Consider the following 717-nt stretch of genomic DNA (forward strand, 5'->3'; position numbering starts at 1 on the left):
AGCCCATCACGTGATTCGCTGCGTTTAAGCAGTTGTTCAAAGACTTCTCAACGCAAACGGAGATCACGTGATGGGTGAAGCACAGCCTAACCTTTTTGAGCCAACTTTCAATCGCTCCGTCAAGGTCCAGGTGACCAGTCATCGGCTCACTTCAAACGCTGGTGTCACCTTGCTACGGGAAGCCGACCAACGGCTAAACATCTGCGAGTCCATCGCGGCGAATATCCAAGACCCCAGACGCCCCGATCGGATTCGCTACCACATAGACGAACTGCTACGAGAGCGAGTGTTCGCGATGAGCATCGGGTATTCAGCCCAAGACGATGTCGATCGCCTTGCCCATGACCCGGCGTTTCGAGCTGCGGTTTGGAATCGTGACGGCGATGCGGTGATTGACGAACGCCTGGCAAGTCAGCCAACCCAGAGTCGTTTGATCGACATTCTGACTGCCAACGTCAGCAGCCTGGAGGCGCTCCGTAACGGGCTATCGGATTCCATCGAGTCTCACGTTCATGCAAGCGGTAAGCGTCGTGTTCGCCGAGCAACTATCGACATCGATAGCTTCCCGGTCGAGGTTCATGGAAAGCAGCAGGGCGCGAGCTACAACGGCCACTATCGACGCACGGTTTACCATCCGCTTGTCGCATCGCTGTGCGTCGGAGGGGATTACGATAGCACGCGAAATGGCGATCGCCTCGGCAACGGGTTCATTCACGC

At 56.3% G+C, this 717-nt stretch carries 1 protein-coding gene; it reads left to right on the forward strand.

What is annotated here, in order from left to right:
- Positions 1-70: 70 nt before the first annotated feature.
- Positions 71-717: transposase (locus GE027_RS22640; protein ID WP_202617517.1), on the forward strand; the 647-nt coding region annotated here is incomplete at its 3' end.

The organism is Roseimaritima sediminicola (genome assembly GCF_009618275.1).
GTDB lineage: Bacteria > Planctomycetota > Planctomycetia > Pirellulales > Pirellulaceae > Roseimaritima > Roseimaritima sediminicola.